12 protein-coding genes are annotated in these 16,245 nt (G+C 74.1%); 8 read left to right on the top strand and 4 right to left on the bottom strand.

Annotated elements, in window-relative coordinates; translation table 11 throughout:
* Positions 1–67: 67 nt before the first annotated feature.
* On the bottom strand, positions 68–721 hold the full coding sequence (locus tag ACPOLB_RS07230; protein ID WP_425260629.1) for an SOS response-associated peptidase: 654 nt from the start codon (positions 719–721) through the stop codon (positions 68–70).
* A gap of 94 nt (positions 722–815) precedes the next feature.
* Between ACPOLB_RS07230 and ACPOLB_RS07225 the strand changes: the two genes are divergently transcribed.
* Together ACPOLB_RS07225 and senB are read left to right on the top strand one after the other, a co-directional pair.
* Positions 816–1,496 (top strand): ArsR/SmtB family transcription factor, encoded by a 681-nt coding sequence (locus ACPOLB_RS07225; protein WP_425260628.1) that lies wholly within the window; start codon positions 816–818, stop codon positions 1,494–1,496.
* Complete coding sequence (gene senB, locus ACPOLB_RS07220) at positions 1,489–2,484, top strand: selenoneine biosynthesis selenosugar synthase SenB (RefSeq protein WP_425260627.1); 996 nt, start codon at positions 1,489–1,491, stop codon at positions 2,482–2,484. The genes ACPOLB_RS07225 and senB overlap by 8 nt, the downstream gene beginning before the upstream one ends.
* Positions 2,485–2,535: 51 nt before the next feature.
* Here the strand turns inward: senB and ACPOLB_RS07215 are convergent, their stop codons facing one another.
* The 3 genes from ACPOLB_RS07215 to ACPOLB_RS07205 all read right to left on the bottom strand — a co-directional run bounded on the left by ACPOLB_RS07215 (position 2,536) and on the right by ACPOLB_RS07205 (position 9,395).
* Complete coding sequence (locus tag ACPOLB_RS07215; protein WP_425260626.1) at positions 2,536–4,578, bottom strand: diguanylate cyclase; 2,043 nt, start codon at positions 4,576–4,578, stop codon at positions 2,536–2,538.
* A 100-nt stretch (positions 4,579–4,678) separates the two neighbouring features.
* Positions 4,679–6,577 carry a serine hydrolase domain-containing protein gene (locus tag ACPOLB_RS07210; protein ID WP_425260624.1) on the bottom strand — a complete coding sequence of 633 codons (1,899 nt, stop codon included), beginning with the start codon at positions 6,575–6,577 and terminating at the stop codon, positions 4,679–4,681.
* A 169-nt stretch (positions 6,578–6,746) separates the two neighbouring features.
* On the bottom strand, positions 6,747–9,395 hold the full coding sequence (locus tag ACPOLB_RS07205) for an ATP-binding protein (protein ID WP_425260623.1): 2,649 nt from the start codon (positions 9,393–9,395) through the stop codon (positions 6,747–6,749).
* Positions 9,396–9,580: 185 nt separating this feature from the next.
* Between ACPOLB_RS07205 and ACPOLB_RS07200 the strand changes: the two genes are divergently transcribed.
* The 6 genes from ACPOLB_RS07200 to ACPOLB_RS07175 all read left to right on the top strand — a co-directional run bounded on the left by ACPOLB_RS07200 (position 9,581) and on the right by ACPOLB_RS07175 (position 16,238).
* Positions 9,581–10,048, top strand: coding sequence for a globin domain-containing protein (locus ACPOLB_RS07200; RefSeq protein ID WP_425260622.1), 468 nt, complete (start codon positions 9,581–9,583; stop codon positions 10,046–10,048).
* A 70-nt stretch (positions 10,049–10,118) separates the two neighbouring features.
* Positions 10,119–11,645 (top strand): hypothetical protein, encoded by a 1,527-nt coding sequence (locus ACPOLB_RS07195; protein ID WP_425260621.1) that lies wholly within the window; start codon positions 10,119–10,121, stop codon positions 11,643–11,645.
* A gap of 10 nt (positions 11,646–11,655) precedes the next feature.
* Positions 11,656–12,369 (top strand): zinc-dependent metalloprotease family protein, encoded by a 714-nt coding sequence (locus ACPOLB_RS07190; RefSeq protein ID WP_425260620.1) that lies wholly within the window; start codon positions 11,656–11,658, stop codon positions 12,367–12,369.
* Positions 12,370–12,389: 20 nt separating this feature from the next.
* Complete coding sequence (locus ACPOLB_RS07185) at positions 12,390–13,442, top strand: hypothetical protein (protein WP_425260619.1); 1,053 nt, start codon at positions 12,390–12,392, stop codon at positions 13,440–13,442.
* Between the two features lie 161 nt (positions 13,443–13,603).
* Positions 13,604–14,020, top strand: coding sequence for a hypothetical protein (locus ACPOLB_RS07180; RefSeq protein WP_425260618.1), 417 nt, complete (start codon positions 13,604–13,606; stop codon positions 14,018–14,020).
* Positions 14,021–14,156: 136 nt separating this feature from the next.
* Positions 14,157–16,238, top strand: coding sequence for a TonB-dependent receptor (locus ACPOLB_RS07175; RefSeq protein ID WP_425260617.1), 2,082 nt, complete (start codon positions 14,157–14,159; stop codon positions 16,236–16,238).
* The last annotated feature ends 7 nt before the right edge of the window (positions 16,239–16,245 follow it).

Raw genomic sequence — 16,245 nt, 5'->3', positions numbered from 1 at the left:
GGTGGAAACGATGCAGCGCATGCTAGGCAGCGCCCCGGCGCCGGCCAACGAAGGAATTCGTCTCAGCTCATGCGGGCCGTGCGTCGAAGGCATCGACCGGCGCCAGCCGCACCAGCGCACGTGCCTGGGCCGGCGTGCCGAACAGCCACGCGTCCACGTCCTCGGGCGCGATCGGCACCACCGAGCGCTTGTCCTGCAGCTCGGACGGGCGCTTCGGGTCGGGCCGGTGCATGCGGCACATCAGCGGGTGCTGGTCGGCGTTGAGCGTGAGCATGGTGTAGCTCTCCACCAGCTCGCCGGTGGCGGGGTCGACCCAGGTGTTCCACAGCCCGGCCAGGCCCCAGGGCAGGCCGTCGGCGCGGCGGAAGATCCACGGCACGTGCTTGCCGGTCTCCCAGTTGGGCTCGAAGAAGGCCCAGGCCGGGATCACGCAACGCTGCCCGCGCGCCCACGGCTGCTTGTAGGAGGCCTTGCCGGCCAGCTCCTCCGAGCGCGCATTGCAGGTGGGGAACTTGAGCTTGCGCTCCTTGGCGAACCAGGGGATCAGCGCCCACTGCCCGACCACCAGTTCGCGTGCCGCCTCGGTGGTGTCGCGCGCGGCGCGGATGAAGGCGCCGGGGTAGTTCGGGAACACCTCGCCGCCGCGCCAGGGCGTGCGGCCGCCCAGGTGCCAGTGGCGTTCGATGTCGCCCGCCTCGGGGCTGATGTAGCGCGTGCACATGTGGCACGACTGTAGCGCCGCGCGCTGCGCCGCCGGGCGGCGGCTGTGCGCCCTGCAATGTCGGACATTCCATCGATCATTAGAATGATGGCCAATGGCCGACATGCACGTGCTCCACGAACGCCGCACCAAGGACCTGCTGTACGAGCAGGTGGCCCGCGTCGGCAAGGCCCTGGCGAGCCCGAAGCGCCTGGAGATCCTGGAGCTGCTGGCGCAGGCGGAAAGGGCCGTCGAGGCCGTCGCGCGCGGCGCCGCCATCGACGTGAAGCTGGCCAGCGCGCACCTGAAGGCGCTGCGCGAGGCGCACCTGGTCGACAGCCGCCGCGACGGCAAGCGCGTGCTCTACCGCTTGAGCGGTGCCGACGTGGCGCACCTGGGCGTGGCGCTGCGCGCCGTGGCCGGCACGCACCTGCTGGAACTGCAGCACGCGCTGCAGCAGCTGGTGGCCGGCGACGGGGTGCTGACCGGGCTGGGCCGCAAGGAGCTGCTGGCGCGGGCGCGCCGCGGCGAGGTGGTGGTGCTCGACGTGCGCCCGGCCGAGGAGTACGCCGCCGCGCACCTGCCGCACGCGCGCTCGCTGCCGCTGCCCGAACTGGCGCAGCGCCTGGCCGAACTGCCGCGCGGCACCGAGATCGTGGCCTACTGCCGCGGGCCGTTCTGCGTGATGTCGGACGAGGCGGTGCGCGTGCTGCGCGCGCATGGTTTCACGGCCAGCAAGACGAGCGATGGCGTGGCCGAGTGGCACGCCGCCGGTCTGGCGCTGGCGCATGGCTGAACCGGCCGGACGCGGCCGGCGCGGCGCAGCCCCGGCGGCCGACATCGTCATCGCGACGCCGGCGCTGGCGGCCGCGAACAACGGCAACTGGCGCACCGCGCAGCGCTGGGCGCGGTTCCTGTCCGGCACGTTCCGCGTGCGCATCACCGACCACTGGAGCGGCGGCTCCGAGGCCCTGATGATCGCGCTGCATGCGCGGCGCTCGGCCGACGCGGCCTGCGCCTGGCGCGACACGCGCGGCAGCCGCCCGCTGATGGTGGTGCTGACCGGCACCGACCTGTACCGCGACATCGCCGTCGACGCCCGCGCGCGCCAGACGCTGGAACGCGCCGACCGCCTGGTGGTGCTGAACGAACTCGGCGCGCAGGCCCTGCCGCCGGCGCTGCGGCACAAGGTGGTGGTGTGCCTGCAGTCGAGCGCGGCGCGCGCGCCCCTGCCCAAGCCCGCGCGCCACCTGCGCGCGCTGATGGTGGGCCACCTGCGCCACGAGAAGGCGCCCGACACCTGGTTCGCGGCGGCGCGGCTGCTCGCGGCCCGGCACGACATCGTGCTCGACCACATCGGCGGCGCGCTCGAGCCGGCGCTCGGCGCCCAGGCCCTGGCGCTGCAGGCCGAACTGCCGGGCTACCGGTGGCTCGGACCGTTGCCCCACGGCCAGACCCGGCGCCGCATCCAGGCCGCCGGCGTGCTGGTGCATGCCAGCCGCATGGAAGGCGGGGCGCAGGCGGTGATCGAGGCCGTGGTCAGCGGCACGCCGGTGATCGCCTCGCGCATCGACGGCAACGTCGGCCTGCTGGGCGCCGAGCACCCGGGCTGGTTCGAGGTCGGCGACGCCGCCGCGCTGGCCGCGCTGCTGGTGCGGGCGCGCGACGACCCGGCGTTCCTGCAGGCGCTGGCCGCTGCCGGCGCGCGACGGGCGCCGCTGTTCGACCCTGCGCACGAACGGCAGACCCTGCTGGACGCCGTGCGGTCACTGCTGGGGCGCTGAACCACCGCGGGCCGGTGCGGCGTGAGCCGCCAGCCGCGGCCGGCGGTGCGGTCAGTGCGGGTCCAGCGCCAGGTGGTGGACCGGCTGGAAGACCTCGACCCGGTTGCGCCCGCGCCGCTTGGCTTCGTAGCAGGCCGAGTCGGCGGCACGCAGCACGTCGGCCGCGCTCGCGAAGCCGGCGCCGACGGCCACCAGCCCGACGCTGGCACCCACCGCGAAGCGCGCACCTTCCCAGGCCAGTTCGTAGGCCTGCACGGCAGCGCACAGCTTGACGGCGATGCCGTGGGCCTGCCCTGCGGGGCAGTCGGGCAGCAGCACGGCGAACTCGTCGCCGCCGAGCCGGGCGACGACGTCGCTGCGGCGCACGTGCTGCTGCAGCACCTGCGCCACGTCGCGCAGCAGCGCGTCGCCGGCGGCATGGCCGCCGGTGTCGTTGACCTGCTTGAAGCGGTCGAGGTCGATGAACAGCGCGCAGAACGGCGCGGTGTCGCCCGCGGCGGCGGCGCCGTCGAGCAGGCGTTCGAACGCGGCGCGGTTGCACAGGCCGGTCAGCGCGTCGTGGCTGGCGGAGTAGGCCATCTGCTCGCGCTGTTCGCGTGCCGCGGTCACGTCCTCGATGGTCCAGATCGTGCCTTGCGCCACGTCGCCCGCCACCACCGCGCGGCCGCGCATGCGCCCCCAGAACACCTGGCCCGAACGGCGCACCAGCTGCAGTTCGGCATCGAACACGCCTTGCTCCGACAATGCCGGCCGCGCCTGTTCGACCAGCGCCGCGAAGGCCTCGTCGCTGGGGTAGATCATGCGGGTGGACTGGCCCACCGCGTCGGGCTTGTCGCAGCGGAAGATGTGGCAGAAATGCTGGCTGACGAGCTCGAAGCGGCCGTTGCGGGTGAGCGCGATGCCGACCTCGGTGTGGTCCAGCACGGCCTCGAGCTGCTGCAGCAGCGCCTGCACTTCGGTCTGCTGCCGTTCGCGTTGCTCGACCACGTGGCGGAAGGCACTGGCGAGTTCGCCCACCTCGCTGGCATCCGAGGGCCAGTGCATCACGCCGGCGTTGCCGCCCAACAGCCCCTCCGCGCGTGCCCGCAGCCGTGAGATGGGCAGGGTCATGCCGTACCCCAGCCCGCCGGCCAACAGGCCGGCCAGCATCCCGGCAGCCACGGCGGCGTGCCAGGCGGCCGCGCGCGCTTCGCTCACCGGTGCGAACGCCGTCCGGGTCGGCGTCAGCCGCACGGTGATCCAGTCGGTGAGCGGGATGCCCGCCACCGAGACGACCCAGTCCCCCTGCACGGTGGCCACGCCCCGGGTGTCGATCGGGCTGCCCGAGGCCAGCCAGTCGTCCAGCACGGGTCGCAGGCCGGGTTCATCGCGTGCGGACTGCAGCACGCGATCCGGATCGCGGTGGGCCAGCAAGCGCCCGGCGCGGTCGACCACCAGATCGTTCGCGCCGAGGTCGTGTGCCGCGGCCTGGGTCTCCTGGAAGAGCGCGGTGGAGCGCAGCGTGATGGACCCGCCCAGCACGCCCAGGTGGCGCCCGTCGGGGGACAGCACCGGCACCGAGAGCACCACGATCGGCGCCTTGGCCACCCGGCCCTGCAGCGCCTCGGACATCACCGGCTGGTCCGATGCCAGCGCCTGGCGGAAGTAGGAGCGGTCGCTGATGTCCGGCAGCATGGTCGCTGGCGTGCCGCCCTCCACGCGCGCCAGCAGGCGGCCGTCGGTGCGGGCGCCGAACACCGAGTCGAACATCGTGGCCAGCGCGGGCTTGTCCAGCAGGTAGCGGCCCATCGCCGCGGGGTCGGCCCAGGCTCCGGGCGGCGTGTGACGGGCCACCGCGGCGAGGGCTTCGCGCAGCGTCGACACCTTGCTGCCCAGCAGGCTGGCGCTGCGTTCGCGGTCTTCCACCGCCGCCGACAGCACCATGGCCTCGATGCTGGCCTGCGTGCGCGCGACCACCACCGCCGCCGTGCCGACGGCCGCCAGCACACCGGTCAGCACCGCCAGCAGGACGATCTTGAACTTCAGGGTGGCGAGCCACCGTCGGGGCGCTACAAGCAAGGCAGATGCCGGGTGGAAGGTGGATGTTGCGCTCACGAGTGAGCGCCTCTTGCATCATTGTGAGCATACCCCGCAGCCTATGGGCGCACATTAGGGGCCCCCCGGGCCCCTTTCTCGTGCAATCCGGCGCGTGGTCTCACTGCCCGATCAGCGCGGCCTTCCAGGCGTCGGTCAGGATCTGGAAGCCGTCGGCCTGGGCGGCGTTGCCGGTGGAGTTCTGCGTGATGAAGGCCTCGGTGCCCGGGTAGACCATCAGCTGTGACTGGGCTTGGCCGCTGCCGCCGTTCTTCGTCCACAGCGGGCCCACGCCGGACGGGCCGGCCACCGGGCCGGTGCCGCCGAAGCCGATGGCCTTGGCCGTCGCCACGTCCACCGGCGGCAGGATCGCGCCCTGTTCCAGGCGACTCAGGAACTTCGCGAACTCGGTGGACTTCATCTTCAGACCGCCCGGGCCGGCGCCCAGGTAGTCGTCGGCGCTGGTGTCGTTGAGGTATTCATCGGTCGGCGGCGTGCCCCAGGCGTAGCGGTAGGCGATGGTCTCGCCCGGGCCCAGCACGTACTGGAAGTCGGCGTTGACGCCGGCCAGTTGCAGGATCCACTGCATGGTGGCCCGGAACTGCAGGCTGTACACGCCGTTCAGGTAGGCGCCGTCGTTGCTGCCGGCGAACAGGGCGGCCATGCCGACCGGGTCGACCACGAAGGGCAGGATGACGCGGAAGATGCCGTAGTGGATGTTGTCGTACTCGGCCGGCCCGGTCATGCCGCCGGCCACCGCGTCGCGCAGGCAGCCGTAGAAGTCGGTCTTGCAGTTGCCGGGCTTGAACAGTCCCTTGGGGGCGGCGGGCGTGTTGCCGTTGACGGTGGGTGCCTTGCCGTGCGACAGCAGGTCCCGGAAGGTCACGGTGTCCATGCCCGGCCCGCGCACCCACGGTGCGGGCAGGTAGGGCGCCACGGGGGAGTCCACCGAGATGCCCCGGTCGCGCAGCGCACGCAGCACGGCCACCAGCGTCACGGTCTTGGTGGTGCTGGACATCTCGTTGAGCGTCTCGCTCGTGAACGGCCAGCCCGCAGCCAGGCCATTGATGCCGTCGGGCGTGCGGCGGTCGCCGTCGGCGCCGTGGCGCACCACGACGCCGTCCTGCGCGATGGCGTAGCTGTAGCCCACGGCGAAGGGCGTCATGCGGTTGCGGATCTCCTGCGCGAAGACGTCGAGGTCGACCGCGTAGTCGGCCTGGTAGGTCATCGCGCGCAGCGGCAGCGCGCCCAGCACGCCCTGCCACAGGTTCTGCGAGAAGGTGCGCTCGGTGGACAGCTTCTCGCCGCTGAAGGCACCGTTGTGCAGCGTGCCTGTCTGGTGCGGCAGGTCGTAGTACTGGCCCGACAGCGTGTTGCCGCTGCGGGTGCCGATGAACACGGTGGCCCAGGCCGGCCGCGTGTCGGCGGGGTCGTTGAACTTCTCGGCCAGGAAGGCCACGGTGGCGTTGTACTGGCGCACGTAGGCACGGCTGCCGTCCGAGCCCTTGAAGGCGCCGTCGAGGTCGGTGGACGCGATCGACTGGAACGTGGCCTCGCGTGCCTTCGGGAACGTGAAGAAGCTGGGGAGCTTGGCGATCCACGTGGTGGCGCCGACGCTCTCGCCGCCCGCGTGCGTGAGCGTGGAGCCGCCGTTGGACAGCGTCAGCACCAGCGGGCCTTCGTTGGTGTCGGCCCCCTTGGGCACGCTGTAGTAGTGGCCGGTGATGGTCATGCCCGAACGCGTGCCGGTGAAGACGAAGGCGCGCTGGCCCGAGGCGTCCTGGCTGAAGCCGACCACGGTGTTGCCGACCGCGCGGGTCGAGAACACGCTGCCGTCGGAGCCGTGGTACACGCGGGTCAGCTCGACCGCGGCGTTGGCGACGTCGTCGGGTGCCTGGCCGCGGATCTGGGCCTGCAGCGGCATCGCCAGGCCGGCCACGCCGGACAGGCACAGCGCGGCGGCGAGCCGGCGGGCACGGCCGGGGCCGCGGACGAGAACGTGGGGAACAGGGGAATGCATGGAAGGTCTCCTGGGGTTCGGTCGTCGCGCCGAAGCGCCAAAGGGTGGAAGGCAGGTTGCGACGATGGGCGGCAGTGTTCGCCGCAGCCCCCCGGCCAGGCCTTCAGCGCGCCTTCAAGGTTGTGAATGCGCGCCGGCACGGCCGGCCGCCCCGGCTGCCGCGGCCGGCTCAGGCGGTGGTGCTGTCGCCGAAGGCCAGCCGCGGCAGCAGCGGCTCGGCGGGCACCGGCAGCGCCTGCGTGTGCGCGGCGTCCACGCCCAGCAGTGCGCAGGTGCGTGCGTGCGCCTGCGCCTCGTTGTGCTGGCGGCGTTCGGCAGCGGCGGCGTAGTGCGCGTCGGCTGCGGCCAGCAGCGCGGCGGCGTCGGCTTGCCGGCCCTCCAGCGCCGCCAGCAGCGCGGCCTGGTCGCACCACCAGGTCAGGCGCTGGATGCGCTGCGCCGCCGTCCAGGCTGCGCGCAGCACCGGGCGTGCCGCGGCCGTGTCGTCCAGCGCCAGCCAGGCGGCGGCCAGGTTCAGCCGCGCGTAGCCCAGATGGCTGTCGTCGCGCTGCGCCTGCAACTGCGCCACCAGCGCCTGCCCGGTGGCGACGGCGGCGCGCGCGTCGCCACAGCGCAGCTCGCCGTCGGCGATGTTGATCTGCGTCATCGGGCTCCAGTCGCCTGCGGCACGGCTCAGCGCCAGCAGCGCGCGGTCGAGCCGCAACGCCTCGGCGGCGTCGCCGCGGGCCGCGGCGATGGCCGCGCGCACACGCACCGTGGCGCGCCGCCGCACCGCCGGCCAGGCCGGGTCTTCGAGCGCCAGCGCTTCCAGCAGCAAGGCTTCGGCCGGCGCCACGTCGGCCGCGTCGACGACGACGTCGGCCGCCTCGCACAGCGCCTGCACCAGGCACCAGCGGCCGTGCGCGTCGTCGGGCAGCTGCCGCGCCGCGGCCAGCGCCCGCTGCGCGGCGTCGCGGCTGCGCTGCGGCTGCGCCGCCGCCAGCGCCAGGCCCAGCGCCACGGCGGCGCGGTGGCGCAGCGCCGCGGGCGCCGTGGGCGGCAGCGCGGCTTCGAGGCGCTCGAGCGTGTCGGCTAGCGCCAGCCGCTCGGCATGCAGCGGCGCCGGCAGCACGCGCAGCAGGGCGGCGGCCAGCTGCAGCTGCAGCGGGGTGTCGCCGGCCTGCGCGGCCCAGGCGAGCGCGGCGCGGGCGTCGTCGAGGTCGTGTTCGGCGGCGCGGGCCGCCGCGTCGATGCCGACGTGCCCGGCCTCCGCCGCGGTGGTGTGCCGCTCCAGCGCGGCCAGCATGGCCAGCGCGTGGCGGTGGCGCAGCGGGGCGGTCTCGCCGCTGGCGTCCAGGTGCTCGGCGGCCAGCGCGCGCGGCGACGCGAGCAGGCGGTAGCGCGGCAGCGGGGTGTCGGTGTCGGTGCCGGCTTCCACGACCACCTCGACCAGCGAGCGCTGCACCAGTTCGTCGAGCGCGTCGAGCACGTCCCAGGGCGCACCCCCCGCAGGGTCGTCGTCGGCGGCATCGGCCGCGTCGTCGCGCGCCAGCGCCGCCACCAGCGCCAGCGACGCGCTGCCCGCCACCACCGCGAGGCGCCGGAACAAGCGCTGCTCGCGCGCCGGCAGCAGGTCGTGGCTCCAGGTCAGCGCCGCGCGCAGCGTCTGCTGGCGCGCGGGGGCGCTGCGGTCGCGGTTGGCGGTCAGCACGCGCAGGCGCTCGGGCAGGGCGGCCAGCAGCGCGTCCAGACCCAGCAGCGGCACGCGCGCGGCAGCGAGCTCGATCGCCAGTGCGTTGCCGTCGAGCTGCCGGCACAGCGCGATGACGGCCGGCACCTGCGCGTCGGACAGCACGAAGCGGCTGTCGGCGGCCTGCGCCCGTTCGGCGAACAAGGCCACGGCGCCGAAGGCCTGCGCCGCCTGCGCCGGCAGCGTGCCCTGCGGCAGCGCCAGCCCGGCCAGGCGTTGCACGCGTTCCGCGGCCAGCCGCAGCGGCCGCTGGCTGGTGACGAGCACCCGCAGTGCCGGCGCGCGTGCCAGCAGCCCGTCCAGGAGAGCCGCCACCGCGTCCAGCAGGTGCTCGGCGTTGTCCAGCGCCAGCAGCAGCTGCCGGTCGGCCAGGGCCTGGGCGAGGGTGTCGGCGGCGTGGCCGGGCGCCAGCTTCAGCCCCAGCGCCGTGGCGACGGCGCCGGGCAGCGCGCCCGCGTCGGCCACCGGTGCCAGTTCGACCCAGCAGGCACCGTCGGCGAAGCCGCTGCCGCGCAAGGCCAGCAGCGCCTGCGCCAGCCGCGTCTTGCCGACGCCGCCGGGGCCGGCCAGCGTCACCAGCCGGTGCTGCTCGATCAGCGTCGCCAGCGCGGCGAGGTCGTCGCCGCGGCCGATCAGCAGCGGCTGCGCCACCGGCAGGTGGCTGCGGTGGGCGGGAGGCTGCGCCGGAGCCGGTGCGGGCGCGGGCGCGTGGGCCGCCGTCTGCGCAGGCAGGTCGGCGTCCAGCGTGCCGGCGAAGCGGTAGCCGCGCCCCGGCACCGTCACCAGCAGCGCGGGGCCCAGCACGCGCCGCAGCGTGTTGACCTGCACGCTGAGGTTGTTCTCCTCGACGATGCGGCCGGGCCACACGGCATCGATGAGCTCGGCGCGCGGCACCACGCGGTCGCGGCGCTGCACCAGCGCCAGCAGCAGGTCGAAGGCCCGGCCGCCGAGCGCCACCGGCTGCCCGTCTGCCAGCAGTTCGCGGGCGCGGGCCCGCAGTTCGAAGCGGCCCGCGGTGCCGGCACCGCGGCCGCAGAAGTGGCAGCGGTCGGGCAGCGGCAGCAGTCCGGGCGGATCGGGGGTGGTCATGGCCTGCGGCGGGACGTCCGGCGGCGGCGCGCCAGTCTAAGACAGCACCCCCGCGGTGGCGCTGCCGCTTTCACAACTTTGAAGACCGGCTGAAGGCCGGCGCCCGGGGCGGCGGCGAACACTGCGGCTGTCGCGGCGGCCGGGCGGTCCGGCCGCCGCAGCACCCCCCCGCAGGAGCAGCTTCCATGACCCCCGAACAGATCACCCTGGTGCAGGCCAGCTGGACGCAGGTGCAGCCGCTGCAGGCCGCCGCGGCCGGCCTCTTCTACGGCCGGCTCTTCGAGATCGCCCCCGACACCCGGCCGCTGTTCACCCGCGACATCCACGTGCAGGGCGCGATGCTGATGAAGACGCTGGACAGCGTCGTCGCCCACCTCGGCCACCTGGACGACGTGCTGCCCGCGGCCGCGCAGCTGGCGCGCCGGCACGTGGCCTACGGCGTGCAGGACGGGCACTACGACAGCGTCGGCACGGCCCTGCTGTGGACGCTGGAGCAGGCGCTGGGCAGTGCCTTCACGCCCGCGCTGCGCGCAGCGTGGGCCGCGGCCTACACGGCGCTGGCGACGGCCATGAAGGCGGCCGCGGCGCAGACGGCACCGCATGTCCCGGGCCAGCGCAGGCCGGTTTCTGGGGGGGCGCCGGCCCGCCGCTAGGGATGGCGAGCCCCCCGACCGTTGCCGATAGTGGTCGGCATGGATCCAACCCATCGTGGAGCAAGGCACCATGGCTGAAGTCGTCAACCAATCGCTGTCGGTCACCCCGGCGGCGTCCGAGACCGCGAGCATCGTGCTCGACGGTGACCTGGCGCAGATCCGTGCCGGCGGCGGCGGCCTGCACGCGTCGCTCGAACTCAGCGGCGCCGACGGCACGCTGCGGGCGCAGCTGAACGCCAGCGACGCCCGGCTGACGCTCCGCAGCGCAGCGGGCGACACGGGCGTGGAAGCCAGCGCCATCGGCAACCTCACGCTCGGCGGCCCGGCCGGCGACGGCGACCTGTACGTGAAGGACACCAGCGGCGTCACCCGCGTCGAGATCGATGGCCAGAACCAGCTGCTGCGCATCCGCAACGCCAGCGGCGAGCAGGTGGGCCTGATCGGCAGCAACAGCGACGTCATCATGGGCGGCCACGGCGAGCACGCGAACCTGGTGCTGAAGGACGCCAACGGCGTCAACCGCGTCGCGATGGTGGCCGACGGGCATCGGTTGCGCCTGCTGGCTGCCGACGGTGGCGTGGTGGCCGAAATGGGCCCCAACGGCAACCTCACGCTGGGCGGCGCGGGCGGTGCCGACGGCGACCTCTACCTGCGCGACGCCGCGGGGGTGACCCGGCTCGAGCTCGACGCGCAGAACCACCTGCTGCGCATCCGCAATGCCGGCAACCAGGAGGTGGGCCGTCTGGGCGACAACGCCAACCTGCGCCTGGGCGGCAACGGCTCGGACGGCGACATCGTGCTCAGCGACTCCAGCGGCACCACGCGGCTGGAGCTCGACGCCGACAACCAGCTGCTGCGCATCCGCAACCGCAGCGGGCTGGAGGTGGGCAGCCTGGGGCCGAACGCCAACCTCGTGCTCGGCGGCAACGGCAGCGACGGCGACGTCGACCTGTACGACGGCAGCGGCCGCCGGCGCATCCTGCTCAATGCCGACGGCCAGAGCCTGTCGACCTACGACGCGGCGGGCAACCAGGTGTTCAACCTCAGCAGCAACTCCAACCTGCGCCTGGGCGGCCACGGCACCGACGGCGACGTGCTGCTGTACCCCAGCAGCGCCAGCGACATCTTCTCCGACGCCGACGCCACCATCCACCTCAACGCCGATGCCGGCGACATCACGCTGCGCAACGCCGACTGCGCCGAGGAGTTCGAGGTGCTGCCGAGCGTGAACGCCGAGCCCGGCACCGTGATGGCGCTGTCCGACGACGGCCGGCTGCAGCCTTCGGCGCAGGCGCACCAGCGCTCGGTGGTCGGTGTGGTGTCGGGCGCGGGCAGCTACGCGCCTGCCATCGTGCTGGACAAGCAGCGCGGGCGCGGCCACCGGCGGCCGATCGCGCTGATGGGCAAGACCTACGTGAAGGTCACCGACGAGGCCGGGCCCATCGCCATCGGCGACCTGCTCACCACTTCCAGCACCGAAGGCCACGCGATGCGCGCGGCCGACCCGATGCTGGCCTTCGGTGCCGTCATCGGCAAGGCCATCGCGCCGCACCGGGGCGGGACGGGGCTGATCCCGATGGTCATCGCGCTGCAGTGAGGGCGCGGCCATGGCCACCGTCCGCATCCGAGACACCTGCGCCGACTGCCTGGACAAGACCGGCACGCTGCGCGTGCGCCGCGACCTCTTCGGCTACCCCTGGGGCCCGATCGACCGCGACCTGCGCGTGCGCCGCCACATCGAGCGCATCCGCGACACGTCGATCAACCTGTGCGTCTTCTTCGTCGGCCATGAGCCCGGCTTCGGCGGCAGCTTCACCGAGGCGCAGGCCATCAGCACGCAGCACGCCATCGACCTGATGCGCGAGATCTACGCGCAGGCCGACATCGGCGTGCGGCGCATCTTCTGGCGCTACATCGACGAAGACGACGTCGGCACCTACCTGTCGGTGAATGCCGCGCAGGCCACCGACCTGACCAACGACTACTCCGGCCCGAACGACGGCATCGACCTGTTCATGGTGCAGAACGTGTCGGACGCGGGCGGCTGGAGCAACTCCAGCGGCCCGTGCGACAAGGACGCCAGCGGGCGCACGGGCGCCGTCTGCGAGGTCAACACCGGTTCCGACGACTTCCTGGGCGTGCTGGTGGCGCACGAGGTCGGCCACTACCTCGGGCTGGTGCACACCAATTCCGCCACCAACCTGATGGGGGTGGACTCCAACAACGACGGCATCGGCGAGATCTCGGTCAACAGCCGCGACCTCACCGCGGGCCAGCGCACGACCATGCGGTCGAGTTGCTGGATCCGCCTGCCCTGCTGAGACGCGAAAGGGGTGCCGCCATGGCCACCGAACGCAAGCTGCCGCCGCCGCTGACCACCCGCCTGCAGCGCCTGCTGGCGCTGGACGGGCCGTTCTACGGCCACCCGCGGCCCACCGCCGCAGAGATGGAGTCGCTGCTGGCCGTGCTGGCCGAAGGCAGCCGCGCCGCGGCCCGCTTGCACGTGGGTCGCGCGATGCAGATTGCCGCCGACAACGCGCCCGACGAGCGCACCGCCGGCCTGATCGCACGCGTGCTGCACGACGACACCGCGCAGCCCGCCCTGCGGCTGCAGGCAGCGGCATCGCTGGGCGAGATTCCGGTGCGCACGGCCGGCAAGGCGCTGGCCGAGGCGCTGTCGCGGTCGGACCCCGGGTTGGAGGCGACGCTGCTGCAGTCGCTGGCCAAGGTGGGCGACCTCGACGCCGAGGCGCTGATCCGCCAGCGGCCGGCCGCCACGCCGCGGCTGGCGCAGCTGCGTGCCTTCGCGCGCGCGGCGATCCTGCTGCGTGCGGGCAGGCCGCTGGACGCGGTGGCGTCGGAGGCGGTGCTGCCCGGCGGCGATGCCATCGAGGTCGGCGCCGAACCGCCGCAGGCGGTGGCGGCGGTGCTGGAGCGGTTCCGCGGCGCGCGCTACGGCGTGCAGTTCGCGCCCGAACTGGGCTGGCGGCTGCGCGCGCCCTGCGGCGACCTGGTGCTGCTGCTGGCGGCGCAGATGGCCGCCGGCCGGCGCCTGGCCTGGCTGGCCGGCGGCGAGCACATCGCCGGCGTGCTGGCCGTGCGCGAGGCGCGTGACGAGGGCGACTACGCTGCGCAGCGCCTGGTGCTGACGCAGCCCACCGCCGCGGGCCTGCGCGTCTCGGTGCTGCGGCTCGACGGCACGGTGGAACTGCTGGGCCACCTGGGCTCGGCGCGCGAAGGCTCCACCCTGACGCTGCGCAGCACCGGGCAGGCCGCGCTGCCGCTGGCGGTGGACGGCGTGGTCAGCGACGACGTGCTGCGGCTGCGCGTGCACGCCTTCCCGACCCAGCGCGCGCGCAAGCGCAGCGGCGCGGTGGACCCGGCGGTGCTGTAGCCGGCGCGGCCGCGGACCGCACGTCGCATGTCGCGCCGCTGACATCCGCCGCCGCGACAATCGTGGTCGTGGCGGCCGTCCGCGCGCGGCGTGGCACCCGGACCGGTCGCGCTGCATCCGCGGCGCGCCGCTGCGCGTACCCTTGCGCACCACCGCCCGCCATGCTGCTCTCGCCCCGCCCCGACACCACCTGCGCCGACCTGCTGCGCGCCGTGGCGTTCTGGCTCGTGCTGGTGCTGGTGCTGCAGGGGCAGGTGGCCGCGGTGGCGGGCCTGCACGGCCCGCTGCACACGCACCGCGCGACGGGCCAGCTGGCCGATGGCGGGCACCGCCACGCCACCGGCCACGCCGAGCGCCACCACCACGGTGCCGACGACGCCAGCGTGGCACAGGCGGTCGCCGCCGAGGACGCGCTGGATGCGGTGGCCGCGGCACTCGCCGCCGCCTTCGCGCTGCTGGCGTTCCACCTGCTGCGCCACCGCGGGGTCTCGGCGCCGCGGATGTGGCAGGCGCGCCCAGGCTGGGCCAGCGTGCCCGCACCCCCGGCTCCCCTGCTGAAGCCGCCGCAGGCCGGTTGAGCGCACCGGGGCGCCTGCGCGCACCGGCCCCGCCCCCCGCGTGCACCTGCACGCGCACCCCTGCCCGCACCCGCGTCCGCAGCATCGGCTGCGGACGTGCTGCCTGCCTGCTTCCATGCTCCCGAGGAGTTCCTGCATGACCCGTCCCGCATCCGCGGCCCTGGCCCCCGTGGCCCTGGCCGCCGCACTGGCCTGCGCACCCGCGTCGGCCCAGACTGCACCCGGCACCGAGCCGGTCGAGCGCATCACCATCCGCGGCCACTACGACAACGCCGTCGGCACGTCCGACGCCGCCTCGCAAGGCGTGATCGAAAGCGCGCTGCTGAAGAGCCGCCCCGCGCTGCGGCCCGGCGAGGTGCTGGAGTTCGTGCCCGGCCTGATCGTCACGCAGCATGCGGGCGACGGCAAGGCGAACCAGTACTTCCTGCGCGGCTTCAACCTCGACCACGGCACCGACTTCGCCACCTCGGTCGACGGCATCCCGGTCAACATGCCCACGCACGCGCACGGGCAGGGCTACACCGACCTCAACTTCCTGCTGCCCGAGCTGGTGCAGCGCATCGACTACCGCAAGGGCCCGTACTTCGCGCAGAGCGGCGACTTCTCCAGCGCCGGCGGCGCCGACATCGTCTACCAGCGCCGGCTCGACGCGCCGTTCGCGGCGCTCACGCTGGGCGGCAACGGTTACCGCCGCGGCGTGGCCGGCGCGTCCACCGACGTCGCTCCCGGCGTGACGCTGCTGGGGGCCGCGGAGCTGATGCACAACGACGGCCCCTGGACCGTGCCGGAACGGCTGCGGCGCACGAACCTCGTGGCCAGCCTGGCCGGCGGCAGCAGCGCGCAGGGCTGGAGCGCCCGCGTGCTGGCCTACCGCGCGCGCTGGGACAGCACCGACCAGGTGCCGCAGCGGCTGATCGACGCGGGCAGCTACGACGGCCGGCCCTTCGGCCGCTTCGACAGCCTGGACCCCACGGCCGGCGGCGACACGCAGCGCACCAGCCTGGCCGCCGAATGGCACGGCGAGGACACGCTGGGCCGGCTGCGCGTGGCGGGCTACGTGCAGCGCTACCGGCTGGACCTGAACTCGAACTTCACCTACGCACTGGACAACCCGGTGGACGGCGACCAGTTCAAGCAGCGCGACGAACGCACCGTGGCCGGCTGGAGCGCCAGCCGCACGCTGGGCCACACGCTGGCCGGGCTGGACGCGCGCAGCGAAGTGGGCGTGCAGGGGCGCCACGACCGCATCCGCCTGGGCCTGTACGACAGCGTGGCCCGCCGCATCACCGCGACCACGCGCGAGGACAAGGTGCAGGAGACGATGCTGGGCCTGTACGCGCAGACCGGGCTGCAGTTCGCGCCGCTGCTGCGCGGCGTGTTCGGCCTGCGCGCCGACCACGTGCGCAACCGCGTGCAGGCGCTCAGCCACCCCGAGAACGGCGGGCGTGCCAGCGCCACGCAGTGGTCGCCGAAGCTGACGCTGGTGGCGGGGCCCTTCGCGCAGACCGAGCTGTTCTTCAACGCCGGCCGCGGCCTGCACAGCAACGACGCACGCGGCACGACCATCGTGCGCGACCCGAAGAACGACGACCCGCTGACCAACGCCGTCGACCGGGTGCCGCCGCTGGTGGCTTCACGCGGGGCCGAGCTGGGCCTGCGCACCGAGGCGCTGCCGGGCCTGCAGAGTTCGCTGGCACTGTGGACGCTGCGTTTCGACTCGGAACTGGTCTACGTCGGCGACGCCGGCGCCACCGAAGCCAGCGCCGGCAGCCGCCGCCGCGGCGTCGAATTCAACAACCGCTGGACGCCGCGGCCCTGGCTGCTGCTGGACGCCGACTTCGCCTGGACCCACGCCCGCTTCGACAACGGCGACCGCATCCCGAACGCCGTGGACCGCGTCGCCTCGGTCGCGGCCACGGTGCGCGAGCTCGGCCCCTGGTCGGCCAGCGTGCAGTGGCGCTACCTCGGCCCGGGCGCGCTGACCGAAGACAACAGCGTGCGTGCGTTCTCGTCGCTGACCACCAACCTGCGCGTGAGCCGCCGGTTCGGCAGCCGTGCCGAACTGAGCCTGGACGTGTTCAACCTGCTCGACCGCGAGGTCAACGACATCCAGTACTACTACGCCTCGCAGCCGCCGGGGCTGGATGCGGCCGATGACCGCCACGTGCACCCGGCCGAGCCGCGTGCGGCGCGGCTGACGCTGCGCGTGACGTTGTAGCGGTCGG

It is taken from the genome of Rubrivivax soli, from assembly GCF_049810355.1.
Lineage (GTDB): Bacteria > Pseudomonadota > Gammaproteobacteria > Burkholderiales > Burkholderiaceae_C > Rubrivivax.
The sequence above is the reverse complement of the archived record's forward strand: the minus strand, read 5'-3'. Positions and strand labels throughout refer to the sequence as shown.